A 19,389-nucleotide genomic window follows, 5' to 3' on the forward strand; every position below is an offset into this window, starting at 1 on the left:
GAACTCAGCAGTGAAACCGCTTAGCGCCGATGGTAGTGTGGGGTCTCCCCATGCGAGAGTAGGTCATCGTCAGGCACTTATACCGCAAAGAACCCAGCCCATCGGCTGGGTTTTTTGTTGCGCGCTCGATAAGCGCGCTATGCCCCAAGCCCCGTGCAACGCCTGCTCGGGGCTTTTTGCTTTCTCTAATGTATACAGCGATATGCACAAAGCTTCCTTGAAACGACCGTTTTAAGAAATTAAATAACAAGGAGTTACTAGGCTGTGGTGGCGATAGGCGTGGCGAGCAACTAGTATGAGTGGGTACCTATTATTGAAGCACCATCTCAGGAGGAGAGGCGATATGAGTACCCCACTAATGAAGAAGCTTGCACTCGCATTACTAATGGCCATGATGATGGGCGGTTTGGCTGCTTGTGATAATCAAGGCCCAGCGGAAGAGGCTGGTGAGAATATCGATGAGAGCATGGAAGACGCTGGCGATAGCCTAGAAGAGATGGGTGAGAATATTGAAGAGTCCGCCGAGGACTAAGCGAGCCTGTCGCTTATCATGATGCTATCGAGTAGCTTGAAAGAGTATCGATACAAAAACAGCCGCTAAGAAGCGGCTGTTTTGTGTTTTAGGGCTTATTAACCTATGTAGCTAGGTTTATGCGCCTGGGTTTTGCTCAATACCCTGCAAATACCAAGGTGCTTGATCGCGCATGGCACGGGTCAAATGCCACGTTTCGTTAAACTCAGTTTGCTCACCATTCTCTTCCAAAATGCCGTGGAAAATGACGGTAGCTTCGGCGTGGCCGTCGTACTCATTAATATCGCCAAGCTCCGCAAACAGACGCACTACCTCTGTACGGTTATTGGCAGGCTGCTCGGCACGTTCTTGACGCAGCAGGTTGTAAAGCTCTGGCGTAACGTACTCTTGAATTTGGCTGAAATCGTTATTATCCCAAGCGCGCTGAAGCGTCATAAAATGCTCTTTTGCACCGCCGAGAAAACGCTCTTTATCAAACCAGTCCGGCGTGCTCTGCAAACCGCTTGCAAGGCTGCCAGGCGCTGCTGTGAAGTTACTGGTAGGTGCGTGCTGAGTCTCCTGGCGTTCACGCTGATAGCCAGCCGCGTTGGCAGATGCAGGACGTCGCTGCCGCATAAAGGCGCGGAAAGCGAAGATGGCAAGCGCTGCGATGCCAGCCATCAGCAGGAGATCCATCATGCGCAGTTCATCGAACGCGCCTCCAAAGAAAAGCGCCGCTAGCAGGCCGCCTGCCAGTAACCCACCCATCATACCGCCCATACCACCACGGCGAGCGGTGGCAGCACCTGCTCCCTGTTGCTGAGTGCCCTGCGCCTGTTGCTGTGCAGGTGTACTGGCTGGGCGGTCAGCGGAGCGCGAGACGCTGCCCATACTGCTGCCGCCGCCTAAACGGCGTGCTTCAGCGTGCTCAATTGCGGCGCTAAAGCCCATGACGCTCACCAGTAGCATGACAAAGAATTGCCTTAACATGTTGATTCTCCAATAAGGATACAGGTAATGCCCAACGCCTCTGAATGAAGCGCATAGAAAATAGTCAATCGCCAGTTTACCGTGTAACGCACCGCGTGGGTTATGGTGGAATTCACTATAAAGACAAAAGTAGGAGCAAAAAGTGCGTTTAGATCAGACCCAAAGTGTGTTTCTCATGGTTGATTTTCAGGCCGGATTGCTGCCAGTGATAGAAGGGGGCGACAACGCTATCCAAGAGGCGGCGTGGCTGGCAGGCATTGCCAACTATTTGCAGGTGCCAGTATGGCTTACCGAACAGTATCCCGAGCGTCTGGGCGGAACCGATGCCCGACTATTGAGTGGTTTAGGGGCGCACCAGACGTGGCAAAAGCTACACTTTAGTGTGACCGAGGAGCCTGCGTTTACACAGGCGCTGGCAGCCCTTGGCCGCAAACAAGTGGTGATATGCGGAACCGAAGCACACATTTGCGTGCTGCAGAGCGCGCTTGGTCTATTAGAAGCGGGATATAAAGTGTTCTGGCTCAGTGAGGCGGCCGCCAGCCGCCGCCCAGAAGAGGCGCGCCTTGCAAGAGAGCGTGCCTGTGCGAATGGCGCGACGGCGGTCTCCGCCGATATGGTGGCCTATGAGTGGCTTTACCGTTGCGACACAGCCACCTTCAAAGAGATCCATCGACACTTTCTGAAGCCGCGAGCAGCTCAAACAGTGACGTTCTATTGATCTTAACGGTCCGTTTCACGGCGAGTGAACACTAGCGTATTGCCTTCTGAAGCCGCTGTATCAAAGCGGTATCCTGCCACGTCGAAGCCCTGGAGCGCCTCCGGGCTATTGATCTGCTGCTGAATGATCCAAGCGCTCATCAATCCCCGGGCTTTTTTGGCGTAGAAACTGATGATTTTGAAGGTACCGTTCTTTTCATCCTTAAAGACTGGCGTTATTACTTGAGCATCCAGCTTTTTTACATCTATGGCTTTGAAGTACTCGTTGGAGGCTAAGTTCACCAGCACTTTCGAGCCGCTCTCAGCGATGGCGCTGTTCAGTGCACGCGTGAGCGTCGGCTTCCAATAAGCGTAGAGGTCCTTACCTGCGTCATTAGGCAGTTTGGTGCCCATCTCCAGCCGGTAGGCCTGGATGAGATCCAGAGGCCTCAGTAAGCCATACAGGCCCGATAAAATACGTAAATGCTGCTGGGCGAACTGGTTATCCGCTTCGCTGAAGGTGTCGGCTTCAAGGCCGGTGTACACGTCCCCCTGAAAAGCCTGTACGGCGGGTTTCGCATTATCGAGAGAGAAGGGGGGCTGCCAATCAGCAAAGCGAGCCGCATTCAGCCCGGCCAGCTTATCGCTAATCCCCATGAGATCGCTTAGCTGCTGTGGGGAGTAGTCGCGCAAGATGTCGATCAATGGCTGGCTATAGTCGAGGAAGTCCGGTTGGGTGACGTTCTGAGTGGTGGAGGGTGTTTCAAAGTCCAGCGTTTTGGCGGGGGAAATAACGCTCAGCATGGCGTGCTCCTTGTGCCGTGGCAAAAGAGGGTCGTTACTCGAAATGAGTAACGAAAAAAGAGTACGTCGAAAGATTATACCAAGCCTCGGCGGTGGCCGAGGCTATCGGCACGATAGGAGCCGTTAAGGGCAAGGGTTGGGCATGCGACGATGGATGTCGTCGATGGCGGTTAACACTTCCTCATCCAGCTTCAAGCTCTCGCTGGCCAAGTTGCTTTCCAACTGATCCATGGTGGTAGCACCAATAATATTGCTGGTAAGAAAGCTGCGCGAGTTAATAAACGCCAGTGCCATCTGCGCTGGGTCGAGCCCGTGCTCTTTGGCTAGGTTGACGTAAGCCTGCGTAGCGGCCTCTGCCTCGGGCGAGGTATAGCGCTTAAAGCGCTCATAGAGCGTCAAGCGGCCCTTTGGCGGTTGAGCGCCGTTAAGGTACTTGCCTGATAGCACGCCAAACCCCAGCGGTGAGTAGGCCAGCAGGCCCACATCTTCACGATGTGCAACTTCTGCTAAGCCCACTTCAAATGAACGATTCAGCAGATTGTAGGGGTTTTGGATGGAGGCAACACGAGGCAGGCCTAGTTGATCAGAGAGCTGTAACATCCGCATGACGCCCCAAGGGGTATCATTTGAGAGCCCTACAGCGCGAATTTTTCCTGCATCGACCAGCTCTTTAAGTGCGGAGAGCGTCTCTTCCAGCGGAGTGGCGTCTTCCTGCTCAGCGTGGGTGTAGCCAAGTTTGCCGAAAAAGTTGGTGTTACGATCAGGCCAGTGCAACTGATACAGATCGACGTAATCCGTTTGCAGACGCTCAAGGCTGGTATCAATGGCTTGATGAAGGTGGTCCCGGCTCATTTTGGGGCCGCCGCGGATATGCTCCAAACCTGGGCCTGCCGCTTTGGTAGCGATGATGACATCGTCGCGAGCGCCCCGTGCTTTTAGCCAACTACCGATATAAGTCTCTGTTAACCCTTGTGTCTCTGCTTTTGGGGGAACTGGATACATCTCCGCCGTGTCGATAAAGTTAATACCGAACGCCACCGCGCGGTCGAGCTGTTCATGAGCCTCAGTTTCGCTGTTTTGCTCACCAAAGGTCATGGTGCCTAGACAGAGTCGGCTGACCTCAATTCCGGTTCTACCCAGTGGGCGCGTTTGCATGATTGTCTCCTCGCTAAGGCGAAAATGTGTCTGGAAAGGTGGCGATCCATATCGCCGATACCAGCCTGTGGGAGGCATGTTAGCGAGGGTCTACAAAAGCAGCAAATCAATAGGGTTGAGTCACGACGAAGGCAGGCGTATGCTTGCCAGCCCATCGACCGGCCAAGCGCCGGTTTATCGTATGGTTAGCCGTCGCGGAAGGTGAGATGGTTAGCCGAAGGTCTCAACAGATAGGCAGGGTGGTTTGCCATGCCGCAGGCATCATCATTGTTTACACGGTTAGAGTTTCGACTGGCCGAACAGTTGTTCCATACTCGTTGGTTACTACCGCGCTCACCGCGCACGCAGCGCCTTACCATGCGACTGTTTAAACGGTGTGCAGAAGCGGGGCACCCAGATGCGCAGTCTATTTACGGGCATATGCTGTTCCATCGCAGTTTATCTCCACAAGATAAAGCTCGTGGTGCGCGCTATGTGCTAGAAGCCGCCCAGGCGGGCGATGTAAAGTCGCAGTATCAGGTTGCGCAAATTCACGAGCACGGCTGTGTACAGTACCCCCGTCGTGAGGATTATGCGGTCACCTGGTATGCCCGTGCGGCACAGGCAGGGCACTACTTAGCGGCTGAGCGCCTGGCGCGTGCTTACCGAATCGGTGAGTTAGGCTTGGCGGTAGATCACGAGCAGGCCGATTACTGGCAGCGCATGGCAGAGCAACAGCCAGCAGTGGAGATGGCTGCCGCCTAAATCGTCAGTCAGGTTGCGATACGTAAAAGAGGAAGTCAGTGTCCGAGACGCTACCCACAGTGCTAGATATTGAAGCGTCCGGATTCGGGCGCGGCAGCTACCCGATTGAAGTTGGCATTGCGCGTGCTGACGGTAGCTGCTGCGCGTTTCTTATTCAGCCATTAGATGAGTGGACCCATTGGGATCCAAAAGCTGAGCTACTGCACGGTATTTCTCGTGATCGGCTGATGAAAGAGGGCTACCCGGTGCGCCAAGTTGCCCAGTGGCTTAATGATGAACTGCGGGAGCTAGGTAAGGCTTATAGCGATAGTTGGGGCTACGATAATACCTGGCTGTCGTTACTGTTCCACCATGCTGGCATGCTGCCACGCTTTCGCCTGGAAGCGCTACGCATCCTGCTCAGCGAAGAGCAACAGGCGCTGTGGAGCGATACCAAAGAGGCGGTAGTGGCCGAGCGTGGCATCCACCGCCACCGTGCTGGGGAAGATGCTCGCTTGCTCCAGCTCACCTATCAGCGTACGCGCACGCTGACTGCCAACGTATAAATTTCCGTTCTACTCTGCTCGTACTCAGCTTAGTTCTGCTTCTAAAGCGTCTAATAGCTGGCTGGGCGTCGGTGCATCAAGCAGCATGTCTCGTGTAGCTTGCGCCAGAAAACCGTGGCTGACCGTGCTGTCTAAAAACGCCAGCAGTGGGGCGTAAAATCCATCGGTATCTAGCAGGCCCATCGGCTTGTCGTGTAGCCCCAAATAGCCCCAGGTCCAGATCTCAAACAACTCCTCAAACGTGCCAATGCCACCGGGCAAGGCGATAAAGGCGTCAGCGTTCGCCGCCATGGTGGCTTTACGTTCATGCATATTAGGCACGCGAATCAGCTCGGTTAAGCCGAAATGTGCCTGTTCACGCTCAACGAGATGGTCGGGCATAACGCCGATGACGCTGCCGCCCGCGTTTAGTGCTGCATTGGCCAGTTCCCCCATTAGTCCGACGCGTGCCCCGCCGTATACCAAGGTGTGCCCGCGTTGCCCAAGAGCCGTGCCAAGCGTATGGGCGGCTTGGCGGAATGCTGGGCTGTTGCCCTCTCTTGAGCCGAGGTAAACACAGATGCGTGACATAGTCGGGGTGTCCTTATCGCAGAGGAGTTAAGGGTGAATCAGCGGGAGGCATTGCAGGACATCTAGCCTAGGCAGCGCTGTACGTCGTAGTGTTCGTCCATCCACTGTCCAATCACATTGTTACCGCACAGATGATGGGCGTATTGAGTATGTAGGCAGCGCACCTGCTGCCAGTTGCTGATGCCGCCTACACCGCGTTCGGTGAGGACATCGGTGTAGCCCAGGCGTGCCACTTCTTCGCGCTGAGCCTCGCTCATAAAGCGCCAGCGGGCATCAACGTAATCGCGATGGCTCTGTTGGTAAGCGGCTAAGAAGTCAGGTTCTTCCTGCAGACGCTGTTCTAGCGACTTGATCACGCCCACGGCTTCAATGCGCGAAATCTCGATTTTAAGCAGGTCGGAACAGAGCCAGTAAAGCGTGGGGAAAGGCTTGCCATCCACAATCGGTGACATGCGCAGCACTAAAGGGGTGCCCTGTGTATCCGTGGCTGCAACGGCTTCGATACCGCGAGGCGCTCGCCCGAGCTGTTGGGTAATAATCGCCAGCTGGCGCTCGTCGGGTGCTTGGTCGGTACGAATTACCATTGCGTAGAACTCTCACTTTCGGTCGTCTTGGACAAATTTATTTGAGCGGCCAACGGCGCGGAAAAAACAGCGATTGAGCTGTTCTGGAGAAGCGACATAGCGCCATTTCTCCTCGCAATACTCAGCTGCGCGGGCCATTAGCACGTCGTAAAGTCGATTGAATGGGGCATCATAATCGTAGGGGTCTGCGCCGAACAAGCGGATATGCGGGTAATCAGCGAAGCGCTCCATGAAGTAGCGTTCAAGGTCGGCTTCCACGGCGCGGTGCTGCGCCGTGTTGTCAGGATCAATCCAGAGATTATAGCGAATAGCCATGGTGACTCCTGGAAGGCCCCACCATATATGGCAGGGGGAATTAAGAGGAGGCGGGCGCGGTATCCAAATGTGCTGTCAGCGCCTCGCGCAGCTCACCCTCAATAGGAACGGCGCGCTTCTCCTGATGGTTGTACTGCACCATTACCGTATGCCCTAAGTTGGTCAGCGTACCATGCTGCCGCGCTTCCTGGGTGACGGTAAACGAGCTGTTGCCCAAACGGGTTAGATAGGTACGGATTTCGATGTCATGGCCGTAAAACAGTTCAGCGCGGTAATCCACTTCCATGCGCGCCATGATTAATCGCCACTGTTTAGGGTTCAGGTCGGGCGTAAACAGTTTGAACAGGTCGTTGCGTGCCAGCTCAAACCAAGCGGGGAGCCGCGTGTTATTAATATGGCCAAGGGCATCCGTATCGTAAAAAGCGGGCTCAATGGTGCGAGTGAACATAGCGCTATCCTTATTATTAGAGGGAACGAGGGAGGTAAGAACCCTCCCAGAATTAACCCAAGCGAGCGCTTGGTCAAGCGTTACGGCGCTGTTGCCAAGCAGTGAACTGCATCCAGCCAAGCAGCCATAGGGTCGCGGCGAGAAATCCTGCCAGCGTTCCCCAGAAAAGCCCCAGCGTGCTGTAAGTGTATGAAACGCATAGGGTATAGCTCAGCAGCGAGCCAAGGCCCATGGGATAATGCTTAATGACTGTGGCGACGGGGGCATACCCATGCCCCACGTGCAGGATTAGCAAAAATGGCAGCATGGTGACGGGAAATGCAGCCAGCGTGCCTGCCCACTCTGGGGGGAGCCAGTGGGCGATACGGGTGATAGCAAAAATAATAACAGTGGCAAGCCCCGCGCGTGCCGCTAGCGCGGGCCAAGAAAAGGCGCTGCTCGCGGTACTCTTCACATCGGGAATGGAGCGGAACAGCCAACTGAAAACGCCAATGGCACAAAGCGTTACTAGCGTGCCGCTGAAGCGGGTGAAGCTGAATTGCGCCAGCAGGGTGCTCATGACCAGCCACGCGGCAAAGCCTCCCAGCACACCGCTAATAACGCCCTTGATGCCAGGCTGGCGGCCTGTGACCACATAACCTGCCCCCAATGCCATTGTCGCGGTAAACCCGGCTAGCGTATGCACGGCGCTCTGGGTAGCGAAGGCGGGCGAGATCTCTAGACCGATAAAAAACAGCGCTAGTGCGGTGCCTAAAGGATAACCTGAGAGTAGTCCTGCAATACGCGGGCTAGCACGGACAGCGATAGCGCTTAAGCCCAAAACCATGCTGACGGAGAGCCCCAGCTTTGCTAACTGCCAAGTGAGTGGTACTTCTACCATGCGGCGTTTTCCTTACGTTTATTATGTGGTTACTATTATTATGTCGCTGATTTTTAGCACATTAGGTGTTATTAACCGTTAAGACGCTGCTAGCGTGCGAGGCTGTTTACCGTGTCCCTTTCACCGGATTCCGGCACCCACGTGCTCTCTCCGCCGCCTAAACCCAGTGGCTGCGAACTGTGCCAGCGTGCATCGCCGCTCACCAAGCACCATCTCATTCCAAGGACGCTGCATAACAAGCCGCGTTATCAAAAGCGCCATAGCCGTGAAGAGCGGCTAACGGCCATTGTGTGGCTGTGTCATCCCTGCCATAAGCACATTCACCGTCTCTACAGCGAGCGCGAGCTGGCCGACCGCTTGGCTAGTTTGGAAGCGTTGATGAACGATGCCGATATTCGCGCTTTTGTCGATTGGCTTGCCACCAAGCCTGCGGGCTTCAAACCGAAATCACCGGGGCGCAAACGGCGCTAAGCTATACCAGCCTCAGCCCCTGTTGGTCGCTCCAGGCAGCTGCCAGGGCCTCGTCCAGCGGTTCGGCTAAGTGGGCAGGCAGGGCGGCGCGGGCTGCGTCCAGCGAATCAAACGAGCGGTTACGCAGCCAGCAGTACGCCCAGGCGCAGGCTTCTTCATCGCTTTGTGGGGTAGGCCGGGCGGGCATCTGGTTGAGCAGAAACACCGCCGTGCGTGGCGCCCACAGCGGCATCTCGCCCTGCTGGTCTTGGCTCCACTGCTCCAGCGTGGCGCCACTTGGCGTGGCATCGGGGGTGCCTAGTTTAGCGACCCTAGCGGTTTCTGCCAGGATGAGTGCCAGCTGGTCGGCATCTGCCTGACCCAGCGAGCGCCACTGCCGCAACAGCGCCGATAGGCCAGCGCGCATCTTGGTATAAAAGTCATCTTGCGGCATGCTCAGTGTTTACTCCCGTGGAAATAAGTGAGATTTGTTATGGCGTTCGATTTTGCCACGCCCGTCGAGCGACGCGCTCCCGAAGGAAATTACGCCTCGCAGAAATGGCACCGCTATGCGCAGGATGTGCTGCCGCTATGGGTCGCCGATATGGACTTTCATTCGCCGCCTGCGGTAATCGACGCGCTCCAACGGCGTGTGGCCCACGGCGTTTACGGCTATGGCGAAGTGCCCGCCACGCTCACCGCGGCCCTTTGCCAGTGGAGCGCTCACCACTATGCGTGGACCATTGAGCCCGAATGGCAGCAGTGGCTACCCGGTGTGGTGCCCGCGCTGCACTTTGCTGCCATGGCATTGACCCAGCCGGGAGAGGGCGTGCTGACCATTGCACCTATTTACCCGCCCTTCCTGGCCGTGGCTGAACGCACTGGGCGGCTAGCGCAACAGGCGATGTTAGCGGAGCCAGCCGCCCCTGGCGAGCCTTGGCGGCTGGATATCGAGGCGCTGGAGGCGGCCATTACCCCGCAAACCCGGCTACTGCTCTGGTGCCACCCTCATAACCCGACCGGGCGCGTGTGGACGCTGAGCGAGCTTGAGCAGTTAGCCGCCTTGGTCGAGCGCCATGATTTATGGGTAGTCTCCGATGAGCTGCACTGTGATTTGCTGCTGGATGAAGGAGCACGCCATCGCCCCCTGGCGGCGCTGTTCCCTGAACTGGCCAAACGCACGATTACTCTATGGGCGCCCTCAAAAACATTTAACGTGGCCGGGTTAACCAGTGCCTGCGCGGTCATTCCCGACGCCACGCTACGAAAGCGCTTTGCCGCAGCCACAAAAGGGTTTTTACCGGATGGTAACGTGCTGGGCTTAGTGGCCGCCGAGGCAGCGTATCAAGAGGGCGAGCCTTGGCGACAAGCACTGCTGGACGTTCTACGCAGCCATCGCGCAGCGTTAGAAGCACGTGTGGCAACGTGGCCTGGGGTGTCGCTGAGTGCGCCAGAATCGACTTATTTGGCGTGGCTAGATATGCGTGAAGCGGGCCTGGGGGCATCTCCCGCACAAACGCTGTTGGAGCAGGCGGGTGTGGCGTTGTCAGACGGCGCGGCTTTTGGCTGCCCAGGGTTTGTGAGGCTTAACTTTGGAACCACCGCTTCCCAATTGGAAGCGGCGTTATCGCGGATGGATACGCTGTTAAAAGCGTAACGTTGCCTTCGTCAGGCGCTATCAATAGAGCAGGGCGAACAGCTTGCGGCGGTAGATGACCGTTAGAGGGTGGTCGGCTCCCAGCGCGTCAAAGACCTGTAGCAGAGTTTTGCGGGCCGCGTCGTCGTTATAGGCGCGGTCCTGATTCATCAGCGCCAGCAGAGCTTCCAGGCCTGCGTCGTACTGGCCATCGGCCACTTGGCGTAGCGCCCGCTGGTACTGCGCTTCGCTGTCAGCGCGATCACCCAGCGCGGCGATCTCTTCTGTTGAGAGTGCCTGCTCGCTGAACTCGATGCTGGCGCGAACGCCACGGGCGGGTGCTGCATCGCGCTCCTCTGGCGGCAGGTTATCCAGCACGCTACGGGCTTCGTCACCACGCCCTTCCGCCACCAGCGCTTTGGCAAGGCCAATTTGGTAGGCGTAATGTTCCGGGTATTGGCCAATCAGCGTTTGGTAAATCTCCCGCGCGCCTGCGGCATCGCCAGTGCTCAAGGCTTCCTCTGCCTGCTCTTCAGGGCTGGGCGGTGCGTCACTGGGGGAAGGGAAGTAGCGGTTGAGCCACTCGCGCACTTCTTTCTCTGGCAGGGCCCCTTGGAAGCTGTCTACTAAGCCGCCTTGGCTAATGAGCTTCACGTCAGGCACCGAGCGCACGCCCAATTGCCCAGCGATCTCTGGATTGGCTTCCACATCCAGCGTTGCCAGCAAGAAGGCACCGGCGTACTCCACCGCCAGTTTTTCAAGTACAGGCATCAGGTTCTTGCAAGGCTCACACCAGGGAGCCCAGCAGTCCATCAGCACTGGCACCTGCATAGAGGCTTCCAGTACTTGCTGAATGTTACCTGCGTTGAGCTCAATGATGACCTCTTCGCGAGTCACGCTAGGGCGCTCGCCACTGGTGGGCGCATTATTGCTCGCGACAGGGTCGGCAGTCATCGGGTTGCCGGTACGGGGATCAATAATCGACATGGGTAAACTCTGCATCGCATTAAAAAGGTTACTCCATGATATGCAGGCAGCCGCCCAGGGATTCAAGGAAGTGAAAGGAAATAAAGCGCTGAGCCGGAAGAGCGCACACAAAAAAGCCGATCCCCTAAAGAATCGGCTTTGCTATGTTTGGTAGCGGGGGCCGGACTTGAACCGATGACCTTCCTGGGGTGATAAAGAGCTGAGCCCGACGAGCTGCTTCCCCAAGCATTGCTTACCGTACACGCACAAAAAAGCCGATTCCCTAAAGAATCGGCTTTTTCTATGTTTGGTAGCGGGGACCGGATTTGAACCGATGACCTTCGGGTTATGAGCCCGACGAGCTACCAGACTGCTCCACCCCGCATCAATGTGTGGCGTATTCTACGCATTTTTGACGCTAAGTCAACCCCTCATATAAATCGCTTTCTTGCTGGCAGTCATCTTCATCGTGCTGCAACATTGAGAGAGTAAAGCTATGCTTTCAATCAGCATAACAAAAAGCTTACTGTCGGTGTGTCGCCCAATAGAACAAGCGGCGTGCTGTGAGTGAAAGAGGCGCGAATGCGCTTATTCAGAGTGGCTTGCGACGCCATAACAGTGATTAAGGTCCAAGCCATTTGTCTTATCAGGGAGGTAGTCAATGGCCAATCAAGCCCCCGTCGCCTGGGTAACTGGTGGAACTGGTGGAATCGGAACGGCAATTTGTCGTTCGTTGGCAGATGCGGGTTATCTGGTGGTGGCGGGGTACCATAACCCCGACAAAGCCAAAACCTGGCTGGAAACCCAGCAAGCCGACGGCTATAACAACATCGTATTATCGGGTGTTGATTTGTCCGACCATAACGCCTGTCTCGAAGGCGCCCGCGAAATCCATGAAAAACATGGGCCGATCAGCGTGCTGGTCAACTGCGCAGGCATTACCCGCGATGGCACCATGAAAAAGATGTCCTATGAGCAGTGGTATCAAGTGATTGATACTAACCTTAATAGCGTCTTCAACACTTGCCGTAGCGTCATTGAGGGAATGCTGGAGAATGGCTATGGGCGCATTATTAACATCTCATCCATCAACGGTCGTAAAGGCCAGTTTGGTCAGGTGAACTACGCAGCGGCCAAAGCGGGGATGCACGGGTTAACCATGTCGTTGGCGCAGGAAACGGCCACGAAGGGTATTACCGTGAATACCGTCTCCCCCGGCTATATCGCCACCGACATGATTATGAAAATTCCGGAGCAGGTTCGTGAAGCGATTCGCGAGACGATTCCGGTAAAACGCTACGGCACCCCAGAAGAGATTGGTCGTTTGGTGACGTTCCTGGCCGACAAAGAGTCCGGCTTTATCACAGGTGCCAACATTGATATTAACGGCGGCCAGTTTATGGGCTAAGCCCTACCATTAAGCACCAGCGATCTTTTCACAAGAAAGAAAGCGAAAAACGGGGGGCGATGCGCCTCCCGTTTGCTTTGTGTGCTAGCGCTATGTGTAAGCGAGTTATGGCTGGGGCGGGCGGGCCAAACGGCTCAGTAGGTTATCCAGCTCATTGACTTCTTGCAGCCATAAGTTGTGAGGCATTGGCCCTAGCGCCAACAGCGCCACCAGTACCTCGTCCAGCTCATCCGCTTTACTGCGCTCAGTATGAATGCCGCTGTTTAAGCGCTCAACTTGAATGGCGAGTCGCAGTGGTTCATCACGCTGTTTGACGCTGCCTAAGGCGAGCAATGAAAGATGGACTCTTAGGCGTGCCAACTGCTCTTCTAACGCACTCTGTTGCTCACTTGAAAGTGGCAGTGGGGTAGAAAGGCGAGCGTGATTGCGCTGCTGGTGTGCTTCGCTGAAGGCCTCTGTTAGCTCAATGGATATCTCGCTGGTAGCCTCCACGGCCTGTGCGCCCTCACCATTGAGCGCTTGCTGGTCAGCATGTAAGTGCGCATTCACTAGCGGTAGTAAGGCATGCCACTGCTGCACCTTGCCAACAATTTCTAGGCGGCTTAAACGCTCTCGTTTGGCTCGCACAATGCCGCTGAGGCGGCGCTGCATCCCTTCGCTACGGCGATTGCGGGGCATAGGCTCTAGCTGGCTGATACTGGCAAGGTAGGTATCTAGCCGCTCCGATTCATCTGCCTGGGTAGGTTGCCAGCCATCCATTTCATCAATAATGGCCTGCAGTTGGTCAAGCGTTTGCTGCTGGCGGTTGGCTTGTTCGTGCTTATGCGCGTCGCGCTGAGCAAACAGCTGGTCGCAGGCGCTGCGGAAGGTCTTCCATAGTGCTTGCTCCTCCCCTTTGGGCGCGCGGCCTAACGAGCGCCATTGCTGCTGTAGCTGCTTGGTGCGCGCAATGCGCGTTGCCAGTGGCTGTTCACTATCGTTTTGCAGTGCTTGCACTTGCTCAATCAGCTCACGCTTTTGTGCGGCGATCTGCTCAGCACGCTGGTCAATGAGCGCCTGCAGGCGGTGACGGATTGCCCCAAAACGGCGGCCAATGGCCTCGGAGCGCTCCCGGGGCACCGGAGAGTAGTGGCGCCATTGGTGGCGCGCTTTATCACGAATCTCCCGCAGCATATCGGGGTCGGCATCTTCAGCGGGTTGAGCAAGCAGCGTTTCCAGCTGCTCGCACAGCGCTTCGCGGCCGTGCAGGTTGGCCTCTCGTTCCTGGTCAAGCTGTGCACGCCATGGCGCTAGGCGCTCATGGATCCGGTCAGAGGCCGCTCGAAAGCGGGCTGACTGCTCACGGTTCGCTGCCGCATCACCAAGCGCTTTCCACTCTTTCACCAGTTGGCGGTGGTGCCGGTCAAGCGCAGACTCCGCCATATGCGGATCGTCTGCCAATGCCTCAATGCTGGCGCAGAGCTGCTCACGTTTAGGGCCTGCTACAAAGCCGCGCCAGTCGCGCAGTTCGGCAAGCCGCGCACCCAGGTGCTTTAAGCGGCTTTTTAGCGGTTTGGCATCGCCGCTTGTCAGCGCTTCAATGGCGGGCTTTAAACGCTGATGTAAACGGCTGGCACTTTTAAATGCTCCACGCTCTAACAGGTGTTCAAAGTTATCCAACTCAGCGCTAAGCGCATTAAGGGAGAGGCCTGGCTGCTGGGGCGGAGCATGTTGTGTGGCAAGCTGCTTTTGCGCCTGAGCGAGCAACGATGGGGCCGTCAGCGTCGCTGGCCAGCGGCACTGGGCGACGTGCTCTGCTAGCCCATCGTGATCGCTGTTGGCCAAGGCTTGCTCTACTGCAAGGCTCACGGTTTGCCAACGCTGCCAGGCTTCCATGCTCTGCTCATACTGCTTGAGCGCTTGGCTGTAGCGCTGCTGGGTGGCCTCATTCGGCGGGTGAAGGTCCGAGAGCGACTGCCAGCGCTGGCCCAAGAGCTGGCGCTGAGCGCGCAGGCTGTCAATGTCCTGAGCGGTCAGCTCGTTGGCGTGGGTGAGCCCCTCTAGCGTCTCTTCTAGCCCTTCCAACAGCTGATCGCGGGTGTTTTCTGCTTCAGCGCGGCGGGCAAGGCTTTGCTGGCGGGCCTGCTCTTGAGTTTCATGGTCGTGGAGCGTTTTGCGGCAGCTCAGCACCGCTTGATGAAAGCGCTGCTCCTGGCTAACGCTGGGCGGATGACTGAGGTGTTGCCACTCTCTTTCTAAATGGCGGAAGCGGCCACCGTAAAGCGGTTCCCAGGGGGCGCGGGCATGCTGCTCTAACTGGGTGAGCAGGTGCTCCCGCTGGGCCTGCTGTTCTGCAAGCCATTCAGCATCGTTACGCAGCTGGGTGAGCTTCTCTTTAGCGAAGCGAACCACCTGGCGGTCACGGCGCGCCTCTTTAAGCAGCCTCTTGAGGTTCTCTTCGTCGTTGACCCGCTCTGCTGCTTGATGACGCACCGCCGCGACGCTGTTATGACACGCCTGCTGCACCCAGTCTTCTTCACTCGTCAGCTGCTTTAGTGCGGTGAGACGTAGCCCCAGGTTATCGCCCTGCATGGCAATCGTATTCAGCACTCGTTGATCGGTCAGGCTCTCCACGTGAGCTTGGCGTTGCTGCAAGTCTACATGGCCCTCAGCCCCGGTGAGCCGCTGGCAAACGGCGTTGAACCATGCTTCGTCCTGGCTGTGCTGCTCATAGGAGACAAGCAGGCCATTGAGATCGTCAAGCGCGAGCAGCGCCGCTAACTGAATAGTGCTGTCGCTATCGTTGGCGAGAGCGTGTAGGGCCTCCCGCTGCTCTGTTTGCTGAGGGTCAAGCTGATGGAGTACCTTGCGGCGCACCTCGGGATCGGGGTGTTGCCACCGAGGAGCGAACAGGCGTCGTAACAGTCCGTGCATGGATCATCCTGCTAAGAGGTGCGTAACGTGAAAAAAATAAGACATCGATGAGCAGGCGGTTGCAGTCCTCGTCGCTGTCGCTTAGCTTTGCCGTAGCGCTGTGGGTTTTCCAGCGATTCACAACGCAAAGCGCGAGATTGCGCTACCCTTATCTTACCTGAACATGACATGGAGTTCGGCCATGAGCCTCAACGCCAACAGCGCCGACGTAGCCTTTACCTTCAAGGGCGGCATGCTGCCGATGACCGTCATGGAGTTAACGAGCGCTGACCCGGAGCGTATCCGGCGGCAGCTTGCTGGCAAACTGTCGCAATCTCCCGCTTTCTTTCAGCATACACCCGTTGTGCTTAGCGTGGAAAAACTCGATGAGCCCCACCTTGCGTTAGAGCGGATTTGCGCCGTATGCCGCGACCACAAGCTGTTACCCGTGGCCGTACGTGGTGGTGCTGAGCCGATTCGCCAATCGGCATGGGCGCTGGGGCTCGGCTGGTTCGCGCCAGTTGAAGAGGGGCGCGCACGAGCGTTGGAAACTGTCGCTCCGTTGAACGAGCCAGAAGATGATGACATTAAGCCCGCTACTGCCGTTTCCGTAACCACTCGGCTTTACCGGGGGACAGTGCGTTCCGGCCAGCAGGTCAGCGCTGCAGGTAGTGACCTGATTGTAATCGGTGCGGTTAATGCCGGTGCTGAAGTGCTCGCCGCTGGCAGTATTCATGTTTATGGTGCCCTGCGCGGGCGCGCGCTGGCGGGTATTCATGGCAATACCCAGGCGGGCATTTACTGCCGCGAACTTGAAGCAGAGCTTTTATCTGTAGCGGGTAACTATAAGCGGCTGGAAGATATCGACTCGCAGCTTTTAGGGCGCGCTGCAGAAGTCCATTTCATAAAAGAGCAGCTGGAAATTAAGCCATTGGGGTAAGCCGCTTGGCTGAGAGGCGGTTAATGCTTCATGCCTAGCGACGCCACGGCCGCTATCCGTTACAGTGTGCTGTTTTGATGACATTGATGTTCCCGTTATGCGCGTAGCGCAACGTAATCGTGCTCGCAATGAACGACTTCAAGAAGGAAGTGACTCTTGGCCAAAATTATTGTTGTGACCTCAGGTAAAGGGGGGGTCGGTAAAACCACTAGCGCCGCAGCGATTTCGACGGGGCTTGCGCTACGTGGCAAAAAGACGGTCGTCATTGATTTCGACGTAGGCCTGCGCAACCTGGATTTGATTATGGGCTGCGAACGCCGGGTGGTGTACGACCTCGTCAACGTGATTCAAGGAGAGGCCGGGCTAAACCAGGCGCTGATCCGTGATAAACGTGTCGAAAATCTGTTTATTCTCCCCGCCTCGCAAACCCGGGATAAAGACGCCTTAACCCAAGAGGGCGTCGAGAAGATTCTTGAACAGCTTAAAGGTGATTTTGACTATATTTTATGCGATTCGCCCGCGGGGATTGAGCGTGGCGCGCAGCTGGCTATGTACTACGCCGACGAAGCGATTGTCGTGACTAACCCGGAAGTCTCTTCCGTGCGTGACTCTGATCGTATTCTGGGGCTGCTAGGTTCGAAAACCCAGCGTGCTGAGCAGGGGCTTGACCCGGTGAAAGAGCACCTGCTGATTACTCGCTACAATCCTGCTCGAGTGACCTCTGGGGATATGCTGACCCTGGACGATATCCGCGAGATTCTGGCGATTGATCTGCTCGGCCTGATCCCCGAATCAGAAGCGGTGTTGCGTGCGTCTAACCAGGGTGTTCCGGTCACTCACGATGCTTCAAGTGACGCGGGCCAAGCCTACACTGATACCGTTTCGCGCCTGCTAGGTGAAGAGATGCCGCTGCGCTTCCATGAAATGCAGCGTAAAAGTCTGCTGAGCAGGATGTTTGGGGGTAGTCGTCGATGAAACTGCTGGAGTTCTTGAAGCGTGAGCGCAAGAAATCCGCCTCGGTGGCCAAAGAACGGTTACAAATCATCGTGGCGCATCAGCGTAGCCAACGTGGTCAGCCTGACTACATGCCGCTGCTTGAGCGCGAACTGCTCGAAGTGATCCGTCGTTATGTGCATGTGGATGACGACGCCATTCAAATTTCGCTGGATAGCGAAGATAACTGTTCGGTGCTGGAGCTTAACGTCACGCTGCCTAAAAGCTAAACGTTAAGGAGCGCTCAGAGGGGCGGCGGGAAGCGTCGCGAGTGTGCTAGGCTTGAGCTTTTGTTCCCATCCAGCGAAAGATGTCACGGCGCATGGGTGGGCTGTCACGCTCAAGGGAGTTTGCATCCATGGCGCCACCGAATGCCGCCCCTGCCAGTTTTCTCTGGCACGATTATGAGACCTTTGGTGCCGATCCGCGTCGCGATCGGCCCGCTCAGTTTGCTGCATTACGCACCGATGCCGACCTCAATGAAATCGGCGACCCTATCGAGCTGTACTGTAAGCCCGCCGATGATTACCTGCCGCACCCCGCCGCCTGCCTGATTACCGGCATCACGCCTCAAAAAGCGCAGCGTCGTGGGCTTCCCGAAGCCGAGTTTGCCCGTCAGGTGCAGAGCGCCATGAGCGAGCCCGGCACCTGCGTGGCAGGCTACAACAGCCTGCGTTTTGATGATGAAGTCTCCCGCCATCTGTTTTATCGCAACCTGCTTGATCCCTATGCCCGCGAGTGGCAAAACGGCAACTCCCGCTGGGATTTGATCGACGTGGTACGGGCGTTCTATGCGCTGCGCCCAGAGGGTATTGAGTGGCCGCTGCGGGAAGATGGTGCTCCCAGCTTTAAACTGGAACACCTCACCGCTGCGAACGGCATTGCCCATGAGGGCGCCCACGACGCGGTGGCAGATGTGCGCGCCACCATCGCGCTGGCGCGGCTGTTGAAAGCGCGTAACCCTAAACTGTTCGATTACCTGCTTGGCCTGCGCGGCAAGCGCGCGGTGGCCAAGCAGCTGGACCTGCCCAGCGCCAAGCCGCTGCTGCATATTTCCCGCCGCTATCCTGCCAGCCGAGGCTGCAGCGCGCTGGTGATGCCGCTGGCGGAGCACCCCACGAACCCTAACGGGGTGATCGTTTACGATTTAAGCGTCGACCCCGGCGATTTACTGTCGCTCAGCGCCGAGCAGATTCGTGAGCGGGTGTTCGTCAGCCAGCAGGATCTTTCTGAAGGAGAAGCGCGCATTCCGCTCAAAGTCATTCATATCAACCGCTGCCCGGTAATCTTTCCAGCCACGGTGTTGAAAGATGTTGAGGGCGAGCAGAAAGGTGAGTACGGCGCGATTGTCGCGCGTCTGGGCATCGATATTGCCGCCTGCCGAGGGCACTGGAAAACCCTACGTGAGGCTAGCGGTGTAGCGCAGAAGGTGGCCGAGGTGTTCAGTGGCGGCTACGAAGAGTCGCCTCAAGACCCTGACTTAATGCTCTACTCCGGCAGTTTTTTCTCTGCCGCTGACCGTCAGCAGATGGAGCGAGTGCTGGCCATGGACCCCTGGGACTTAGTGGGGCAGCGCTTCGCCTTTCAAGACCCACGCCTGGAAGAGATGCTGTTTCGCTTTCGCGCCCGCAGCTACCCCGACACCTTAGAGGGCGAGGAGCGAGAGCAGTGGGAGGCGTTTCGTTGGATGCGCATGAATGACCCGGCACTATCAGGCTTTACGCTCAAGGCATTTGCTCGGGAAATCGAGCGTTATAATCAGCAAACGCTAACAGACCGAGAGCGCCAGATACTCGAAGAGTTGGTGATGTTTGTTGAGGCTATGATGCCAGCCCAGGCATTTGATGCCTGAGCTGGCGATG

22 protein-coding genes and 1 tRNA gene are annotated in these 19,389 nt (G+C 56.7%); 11 read left to right on the forward strand and 12 right to left on the reverse strand.

Translation table 11 applies throughout. The features are described from left to right. Nucleotides 1-343: 343 nt before the first annotated feature. On the forward strand, nt 344-532 hold the full coding sequence (locus BIS10_RS01660; RefSeq protein WP_044630706.1) for a hypothetical protein: 189 nt from the start codon (nt 344-346) through the stop codon (nt 530-532). Nucleotides 533-649: 117 nt separating this feature from the next. Here BIS10_RS01660 and BIS10_RS01665 read toward each other — a convergent pair whose 3' ends face one another. Further along, nucleotides 650-1,501 (reverse strand): Tim44 domain-containing protein, encoded by an 852-nt coding sequence (locus tag BIS10_RS01665; protein ID WP_083023241.1) that lies wholly within the window; start codon nt 1,499-1,501, stop codon nt 650-652. Nucleotides 1,502-1,643: 142 nt separating this feature from the next. Here BIS10_RS01665 and BIS10_RS01670 point away from each other — a divergent pair, with 142 nt between their 5' ends. Then, complete coding sequence (locus BIS10_RS01670; RefSeq protein WP_083023240.1) at nt 1,644-2,219, forward strand: isochorismatase family protein; 576 nt, start codon at nt 1,644-1,646, stop codon at nt 2,217-2,219. 2 nt (nt 2,220-2,221) lie between these two features. Here BIS10_RS01670 and yaaA read toward each other — a convergent pair whose 3' ends face one another. Both yaaA and BIS10_RS01680 read right to left on the reverse strand, forming a co-directional pair. After that, complete coding sequence (gene yaaA / locus BIS10_RS01675; RefSeq protein WP_083023238.1) at nt 2,222-3,001, reverse strand: peroxide stress protein YaaA; 780 nt, start codon at nt 2,999-3,001, stop codon at nt 2,222-2,224. 123 nt (nt 3,002-3,124) lie between these two features. Beyond that, nucleotides 3,125-4,156: an NADP(H)-dependent aldo-keto reductase gene (locus tag BIS10_RS01680; protein ID WP_058579722.1), complete on the reverse strand. Its 1,032-nt coding sequence runs from the start codon at nt 4,154-4,156 to the stop codon at nt 3,125-3,127. Between the two features lie 249 nt (nt 4,157-4,405). On the opposite strand from BIS10_RS01680, the gene BIS10_RS01685 reads away from it, so the two are divergent. Then, a complete protein-coding gene (locus tag BIS10_RS01685) occupies nt 4,406-4,900 on the forward strand; it encodes a tetratricopeptide repeat protein (RefSeq protein ID WP_058579721.1) in 495 nt (164 codons plus the stop codon). A gap of 38 nt (nt 4,901-4,938) precedes the next feature. Then, complete coding sequence (locus tag BIS10_RS01690; RefSeq protein WP_089674606.1) at nt 4,939-5,445, forward strand: hypothetical protein; 507 nt, start codon at nt 4,939-4,941, stop codon at nt 5,443-5,445. A gap of 24 nt (nt 5,446-5,469) precedes the next feature. Here the strand turns inward: BIS10_RS01690 and BIS10_RS01695 are convergent, their stop codons facing one another. The 5 genes from BIS10_RS01695 to BIS10_RS01715 all read right to left on the reverse strand — a co-directional run bounded on the left by BIS10_RS01695 (nt 5,470) and on the right by BIS10_RS01715 (nt 8,242). Then, the gene (locus BIS10_RS01695) at nt 5,470-6,015 is read right to left on the reverse strand and encodes a TIGR00730 family Rossman fold protein (RefSeq protein ID WP_058579720.1); all 546 of its coding nucleotides are present in this window, start codon (nt 6,013-6,015) and stop codon (nt 5,470-5,472) included. A 62-nt stretch (nt 6,016-6,077) separates the two neighbouring features. Continuing rightward, nucleotides 6,078-6,599 (reverse strand): DUF501 domain-containing protein, encoded by a 522-nt coding sequence (locus BIS10_RS01700; protein ID WP_062363181.1) that lies wholly within the window; start codon nt 6,597-6,599, stop codon nt 6,078-6,080. Between the two features lie 12 nt (nt 6,600-6,611). Further along, nucleotides 6,612-6,914, reverse strand: a complete 303-nt coding sequence (locus tag BIS10_RS01705) for a hypothetical protein (protein WP_044630715.1) — start codon at nt 6,912-6,914, stop codon at nt 6,612-6,614. A gap of 40 nt (nt 6,915-6,954) precedes the next feature. Next, nucleotides 6,955-7,362: a thioesterase family protein gene (locus tag BIS10_RS01710; RefSeq protein WP_253501799.1), complete on the reverse strand. Its 408-nt coding sequence runs from the start codon at nt 7,360-7,362 to the stop codon at nt 6,955-6,957. A 73-nt stretch (nt 7,363-7,435) separates the two neighbouring features. Then, nucleotides 7,436-8,242: a hypothetical protein gene (locus BIS10_RS01715; RefSeq protein ID WP_044630717.1), complete on the reverse strand. Its 807-nt coding sequence runs from the start codon at nt 8,240-8,242 to the stop codon at nt 7,436-7,438. A gap of 111 nt (nt 8,243-8,353) precedes the next feature. On the opposite strand from BIS10_RS01715, the gene BIS10_RS01720 reads away from it, so the two are divergent. Beyond that, a complete protein-coding gene (locus tag BIS10_RS01720; RefSeq protein ID WP_253501802.1) occupies nt 8,354-8,713 on the forward strand; it encodes a hypothetical protein in 360 nt (119 codons plus the stop codon). 1 nt (nt 8,714) lies between these two features. Here the strand turns inward: BIS10_RS01720 and BIS10_RS01725 are convergent, their stop codons facing one another. Next, nucleotides 8,715-9,146 carry a hypothetical protein gene (locus BIS10_RS01725; RefSeq protein ID WP_253501805.1) on the reverse strand — a complete coding sequence of 144 codons (432 nt, stop codon included), beginning with the start codon at nt 9,144-9,146 and terminating at the stop codon, nt 8,715-8,717. A 39-nt stretch (nt 9,147-9,185) separates the two neighbouring features. Here BIS10_RS01725 and BIS10_RS01730 point away from each other — a divergent pair, with 39 nt between their 5' ends. Next, a complete protein-coding gene (locus BIS10_RS01730) occupies nt 9,186-10,349 on the forward strand; it encodes a MalY/PatB family protein (protein ID WP_083023228.1) in 1,164 nt (387 codons plus the stop codon). Nucleotides 10,350-10,370: 21 nt separating this feature from the next. On the opposite strand, the gene BIS10_RS01735 is transcribed toward BIS10_RS01730, so the two are convergent. Both BIS10_RS01735 and BIS10_RS01740 read right to left on the reverse strand, forming a co-directional pair. Next, nucleotides 10,371-11,315 (reverse strand): tetratricopeptide repeat protein, encoded by a 945-nt coding sequence (locus BIS10_RS01735; RefSeq protein ID WP_253501808.1) that lies wholly within the window; start codon nt 11,313-11,315, stop codon nt 10,371-10,373. Between the two features lie 287 nt (nt 11,316-11,602). Continuing rightward, nucleotides 11,603-11,679, reverse strand: a tRNA-Met gene (locus tag BIS10_RS01740). A 276-nt stretch (nt 11,680-11,955) separates the two neighbouring features. Here BIS10_RS01740 and phbB point away from each other — a divergent pair. Beyond that, nucleotides 11,956-12,702, forward strand: coding sequence for an acetoacetyl-CoA reductase (gene phbB, locus BIS10_RS01745; protein WP_083023226.1), 747 nt, complete (start codon nt 11,956-11,958; stop codon nt 12,700-12,702). A gap of 105 nt (nt 12,703-12,807) precedes the next feature. Here the strand turns inward: phbB and BIS10_RS01750 are convergent, their stop codons facing one another. Beyond that, nucleotides 12,808-15,615 (reverse strand): DUF349 domain-containing protein, encoded by a 2,808-nt coding sequence (locus BIS10_RS01750; protein ID WP_253501810.1) that lies wholly within the window; start codon nt 15,613-15,615, stop codon nt 12,808-12,810. Between the two features lie 181 nt (nt 15,616-15,796). Here BIS10_RS01750 and minC point away from each other — a divergent pair, with 181 nt between their 5' ends. The 4 genes from minC to sbcB all read left to right on the forward strand — a co-directional run bounded on the left by minC (nt 15,797) and on the right by sbcB (nt 19,379). Beyond that, on the forward strand, nt 15,797-16,534 hold the full coding sequence (gene minC / locus BIS10_RS01755) for a septum site-determining protein MinC (protein ID WP_054640813.1): 738 nt from the start codon (nt 15,797-15,799) through the stop codon (nt 16,532-16,534). Nucleotides 16,535-16,690: 156 nt separating this feature from the next. Continuing rightward, nucleotides 16,691-17,509 carry a septum site-determining protein MinD gene (gene minD, locus BIS10_RS01760; protein WP_253501812.1) on the forward strand — a complete coding sequence of 273 codons (819 nt, stop codon included), beginning with the start codon at nt 16,691-16,693 and terminating at the stop codon, nt 17,507-17,509. Further along, complete coding sequence (minE, locus tag BIS10_RS01765) at nt 17,506-17,757, forward strand: cell division topological specificity factor MinE (RefSeq protein ID WP_016915987.1); 252 nt, start codon at nt 17,506-17,508, stop codon at nt 17,755-17,757. The genes minD and minE overlap by 4 nt, the downstream gene beginning before the upstream one ends. Before the next feature lie 128 nt (nt 17,758-17,885). Then, nucleotides 17,886-19,379, forward strand: a complete 1,494-nt coding sequence (gene sbcB / locus BIS10_RS01770; protein WP_253501813.1) for an exodeoxyribonuclease I — start codon at nt 17,886-17,888, stop codon at nt 19,377-19,379. The last annotated feature ends 10 nt before the right edge of the window (nt 19,380-19,389 follow it).

This window comes from Halomonas sp. 707B3, assembly GCF_024158645.1.
Lineage (GTDB): Bacteria > Pseudomonadota > Gammaproteobacteria > Pseudomonadales > Halomonadaceae > Vreelandella > Vreelandella lionensis.